Origin of the sequence: Lentilactobacillus senioris, assembly GCF_026798195.1 — a bacterium.
Lineage (GTDB): Bacteria > Bacillota > Bacilli > Lactobacillales > Lactobacillaceae > Lentilactobacillus > Lentilactobacillus senioris_A.
Map to the genome: position 1 here is coordinate 1 of NZ_JAPQEZ010000018.1, position 5,388 is coordinate 5,388.

At 37.5% G+C, this 5,388-nt stretch carries 5 protein-coding genes; 3 read left to right on the forward strand and 2 right to left on the reverse strand.

All coding sequences use genetic code 11. The annotated features are described in order from the left end of the window. Positions 1 to 334: hypothetical protein (locus tag OXT66_RS09380; protein ID WP_419146390.1), on the reverse strand; the 334-nt coding region annotated here is incomplete at its 3' end. Positions 335 to 385: 51 nt separating this feature from the next. Continuing rightward, on the reverse strand, positions 386 to 2,446 hold the full coding sequence (gene mobQ, locus OXT66_RS09385) for a MobQ family relaxase (RefSeq protein ID WP_268597041.1): 2,061 nt from the start codon (positions 2,444 to 2,446) through the stop codon (positions 386 to 388). Between the two features lie 379 nt (positions 2,447 to 2,825). Here mobQ and OXT66_RS09390 point away from each other — a divergent pair, with 379 nt between their 5' ends. The 3 genes from OXT66_RS09390 (at position 2,826) to OXT66_RS09400 (ending at position 5,159) form a co-directional block, all read left to right on the forward strand. Beyond that, positions 2,826 to 3,038 carry a hypothetical protein gene (locus tag OXT66_RS09390; RefSeq protein WP_268597042.1) on the forward strand — a complete coding sequence of 71 codons (213 nt, stop codon included), beginning with the start codon at positions 2,826 to 2,828 and terminating at the stop codon, positions 3,036 to 3,038. A 677-nt stretch (positions 3,039 to 3,715) separates the two neighbouring features. Then, positions 3,716 to 4,639, forward strand: a complete 924-nt coding sequence (locus tag OXT66_RS09395) for a replication initiation protein (protein ID WP_255033804.1) — start codon at positions 3,716 to 3,718, stop codon at positions 4,637 to 4,639. Between the two features lie 4 nt (positions 4,640 to 4,643). After that, the gene (locus tag OXT66_RS09400) at positions 4,644 to 5,159 is read left to right on the forward strand and encodes a DUF536 domain-containing protein (RefSeq protein WP_255033805.1); all 516 of its coding nucleotides are present in this window, start codon (positions 4,644 to 4,646) and stop codon (positions 5,157 to 5,159) included. Positions 5,160 to 5,388: the final 229 nt, after the last annotated feature.

Genomic DNA, 5,388 nt, shown 5'->3' on the forward strand with positions numbered 1-5,388 from the left:
CAACTAGCTTTCCCCTAACCCGCCCGGTAAAATGGATTATTAGGAGGGTGACACCTAGAAGGCGTATTTCTAGGTGCTGATCCCCGTTAGCAACTTCACTGCTTACGAGGACGCCCTCTTTTTTTATGTGGTTTTTAACCCACTCTATCCCTTCATCAGATATTAATTTATTGGTACCTGAACCAAGCAAAAATTGATCAGGGAACTCTGGATGTCGTTTGATCCAGTTGCTGACATAATTTCGGCCACGCCCCAGCTTATGATTAGCTTGCGTTAGGCTGTACCATTCCTGATTGCCTGTCACATGTAAGTTCTCCTTTCTTAATTTAGTCATAGTTTAGCACTAAAAGGTGTAACTTACACCATTTATTTTTTTACATTTAGGTTACAAATGCATGCCCCCATCTTCATGCCGGTTTCGAGTTTGGTGTTGCCGTTGCTTTTTCGTCATTTCCCACTCAGTCTCCTTTAGTCCACGTAGTTGCTGCTTTCTTAGATAGTCCGTGTTCTTCGCATATAAAATGGTTATTAAGGCTTCGTCCAAAATATTAGTCAGGTAGTTTTTCGGGCTAGTTGGGTAATAATTAATGGCCTGATAGTCCTTAATTTGGTCTTGCTTATATTGATCAAACCGTGTTGTCTGTTGTTTCAAACGGGCTTGCACCATTTCAATTTGTTTGTGATCCAACTTAGGATCTTGGCCACATTCGCCGATAAACAGTTGCCGGGTGCCATCATGTTTTAAGACCCGTTGTAATCGGTGGTTCTGAATATCTTTTAATTCAATTTTACCTAACAGGTAATTTAAACCGGCTTGGTGTTGCTGACTAGTAAAGACTACCGGTGGCTGCTGTTGCAATTGACTAAGATCATCGGCGCTTAATGGCTTTAATTCTGGGTCATAGTAAACCACAGCGGTATAGATTTGCTCCTTATCAATCGTCTCTAGCTTATCCAGGTCACTGTCCGGAAAAGCAGTCGTTAGAATGCTGTTGTATTGGGTTTGCACTACGGCTTTAACTTCCCGCATGACCCGTAAATTTTTCACCGCTTTCGAAATGAATTCGAGTTCGTTAGGTTGATAAGCGGCTAGCATGCCCCGATCAGTATGCTTCAAATCGTCTAACTGGTGACCATGTTTGGCTAGTACCGTGGTTAATTGCTTCTCAATTGTTTGGGCCTGCTGATTAACTAACTGCCAGCTGGTATATGGCCGCTTGGTAAACGTCAATAATTGCTGGGTTAATAAGTCACTTCGAATATCCGCTAACCGTTCTGCCAATTCGCTACCCTTAAAAATCGTTTGTTCACTATTAGTTTCTTTAATCAGTTCCCGTCGTTCAGCTGCGGTTGTCTGTTCAAAATTAAGTTCCGGATAAAGCTTTTTCGTTGCTCGTTCCACCACTTTATTTAACAACTGGTTAGCTTGTGCTAGTGATGTCGTTTGCTGGTCAATAGTCAGCAGTTGTTTGGTTACATCTTCACCAATGGCATGTTTGATTAATAAGCTGTTTTTCCAATTAAACAGCATGCGCTGTTTATCATCTAAATGTTCTAAATCGACATAGGTTTTCAATTGCTGACTTAGATGACTAATTGTGTGTTTTTCAGAGAACGATAGCTCGTCAGTTAACGCGTCAAAATGTTCATGATTTCTTATCTTTTCGTCAATATTATGATATTTAGCTTGAGCGTTTCTTTGCGCTCTAACTTGTTGATTAAATGCTTTTCGATTTTTTCTTTGGCTGTTAATGCCTTCGTGTTGGGTAGGTGTCTCTTGAATCCCTTGATCGACAAACGATTTTTCACTAATCCGATCCGGAATATTTTTTTGTGCTAAAGACTGATTAACACTTGTTGCCCAATTATGCCGCCACTCATTAATTTTTTCCTTTTTATCCCAATCAACCAACCAAATTTTTCTTTGTTTTGGAAACCCGCTTTTGGTTAAAAGTTGCCTGCCATTTTCATCTTTAATGTACTGCGTCTTTGCTTTTAATCCCCAACTACCATCGGGGTTAAATGGGCGATTGGTTAACATCACATGTGCATGCGGATTGTCTGGGTGATCACGATGAATTGCTACGTCAGCTACCATACCTTGATCGACAAAATTATCTTGCACGTATTTAGTTAATAATTCTTTCTGTTCATCTTCGCTTAATTCTACCGGTAAAGCTACGTTAAACTCTTTTGCATACCGTGAGTTTGATTTACGATCTTTCTTTTCAACTTCATTCCACAACTTCTCCCTATCACTCGCCCATTCCGGTGCATTTTTTGGCGTCAAAATAAAGCTTTCTGGCATTACCGATCGGGCATAGAAATATCGGCGACCTTCTTTATCATCAAATAATTTTTCACCACTTCGATAAGCAGCACTGGCAATGGCACTTCGTCCTTTTCCAGCACTAATATTACTAAAACTCATATGAAAAATTGCCATGTCGGTCACCACCTTTCTTTGGGTTTATGGGCTTGACTTTGTTGTCGCCATCGGCGACTTCTAATACAGGTTTTTGGGGGTTAGCACAACATAGAATTCATTCTATGTGTAAGTGCGCATTGACCTCGTTTCACTCGGCCTGCTGATAACCATACAATCAATTTTTGCCATGGTTGAATTGAATGTATTCTTAATTCAACTTATGCTTACACTTAACTAAGTTTATTGTGCTTTAAATACTTAAAAACTGTTGTAGATTACGCTGTTTTAAGCCAAAATTTTTTAATTGTTTTGTGCAGATAATCTTTATGAGCTTGGTAACAAATTTTGAATAACGGTGCTGTAAGATCTGTGAATTTAAACTGAAAACATTATTTTGATGTTAGGAGTAATTAAGATGGACGAAAAGAAAGTATTAAAACCAATTGATGAAATGCTTGCTGATCCTTGGCAAGTTGATATTCAAGAATTGTTTGAAGCTTTTGTCAATGAGCCTGACGAGATCAAAAGGAATTTGTATGATTCCCTGTATACTTATATTTTGCAAAAAAGACAAGAAGCTATTATTAATCGTCCTGGCTTCGTTATTTAGCCCTCTAAAAGCCTGCTGAGGGCTTTTTATTTTTGCTTTGGTATAAATATATATAAACAGTCTCAAAATCGCTAGAAACGAGAAATAAGGCCCTTAAAAACGAATATAGCAGTTAGATTCTTGTTAAGATTCAAAAAAACTAACTGTTTGCTGTCAATGGTAGCGGACGAGCGTAGCGTGGGAGCATAAGGAATTGACAGCTCTAAACCAGTCTTAACACTGAAATGGCGAAAGCCAAAGTTTTATAGAAACTTTGCTTTCCTGCCTAACGGCGAGTGAAAAAGCGGTCAAGCTGGTTCAGCTTGGACGGGGTACGGGGCGTCAGCGCCCGTATTGAATGTGGCTTGCCACACCTTTTAGGCAACGAACGGAGTGAGGCGCAAGGAGCGTAGCGACTGGAGTTGAATGTGAGCCAGTTTTTAGCTCACTCCTTTGTGTTTTTTTGTTTCTAGGTTTTGGTCTCGTACAGTGGTACCTCTTTTATACCTCTTTTATAAACCTCTTTTAAACCTCTTTTAGACCCCTCTTGAGGCTTACTCTCCCAAGGCTCACAGAAGGTTATCAAGTACCTTTTGTCTGTTTATCAAGTACCTTTTGTCTGTTTATCAAGTACCTTTTTAAGTTCTGTACTTGATAAAAAGGTACTTTTATTTTAATATGTGTTTGAGGTGATAATCATGTCTAATGAGTTAGTTAAGTATGATCCTGAGTTGAATACTATTCCCTTGAGAAAATTTACCCCAATTGAGATGAATTTATTTTTTTCAATTGTTTCCCGCATGCGGGATCAAGGGAATAAAACTGTTCGTTTCTCTTTTGACCAGTTAAAAGAGCTTAGTAACTATAAACCAACCGCAAATAAACGTTTTATTGATGATATTGAAAATACATACCAAAAGATCCTCAGCCTTAGGTTTGGCCATAGAAGTAAGAGTGGCTTAAATCGTGAATTTTTTGTCATGTTTACTGAATTTGAAATTAAAGGTGAAGCTGAAGAACCTTATGTTGATATTCAGATTTATCCCAAAGCATTGCACTTGCTAAACGATTTAGAAAGTTGGGTTCGTTATGCCCTAACAGAATTTAGAAATTTAAAAAGCAGTTACGCTAAAACAATGTTTCGTCTAATTAAGCAATTTCGAACTACTGGCTATTCTTATTTCTCTAAAGAAGATTTTTTTGAATTGCTTGATATACCTAAAAGTTATTGGAATAGTCCTTCAAATGTTGACAAAAAGGTTATTAAGCCAATTAGAGAAGAATTAACCCCGCTTTTTAGAGGGCTAACGATTAGAAAAAAATATGGTAAAGGCAGAGGAAAACCAGTTATCGGTTATTCTTTTACTTGGAAACCTGAAAGAAAGGACGCAAATGATTTTTCTCAAGGCAAATTTCAAGATGAGCGTCAAAAACTCTTTAACATTCAGCACAATGATGAATTATCAGATAAAGAAAAGTGGCGTGCAATTGACAAAGTTAAATGCTTGCCTTTAGGAACAACTGAAAAACAGGTACTGGCTGAAAAACAAGCTGAACATGATCAAAAAATCAGAGATCAAGCAAGACAAGAATTTCTCGCTGATCTCCGAAAGGGGTTTTAAAATCATGTCTAAAACTATTAGAGAACTTGCTAATGAATTGAAGGTCTCCAAGCAGACTATTCAATATCACTACCAAAGGCTACCAACAAAGAACCGACAAAAAGATAGTCAAGGTACAAACATGATTAGCCTTACAGCTGAAAGGATTATTAGAGATAAGGTAGCAAAGCCTTTGGTAGCAAATAACCAACAAACAGGTAGCAAAAAAGAGACAAAGACTAGCGAAGAAAATAATGAGCTAATCGCTACTCTAAGAAGAGAAGTAGCAGATTTAAAGTCTCAACGTGACAAACAGCTTGCTGCCAAAGACCAACAAATAGAGCATCTAACAAAATTAATAGATCAGCAACAACAACTACAATTAACAACTGTAGAAGAAAATAGAGAGTTAAAAGCCCATATTCAAAAAACAAGTGATTTACTTGAAACTTCTGGGACATTTCAGAAACAACAAAATAATACCTCAGAAGAGGACGTGTATAGAAATAGAAGCGATAAAAAATGGTGGCACTTTTGGTAAAGCTTTCTTATATTAGCCAAAATGTTATATAGTTAATTGACTGAAGAAATCGTATTAAGTTATGACCAATATTCCCTGTAAGCAAACTACACGCGTTTTTTTGGTAACAATTTTAATAAATCTACACTGGTATGGATTGCTCAGAAGTCAATAAATTGGACTATTTTTATTTGCCACTTATTATTTTGATAAGGCAAATTACAAGTTTAATCCGAACAAGCCCGGAATC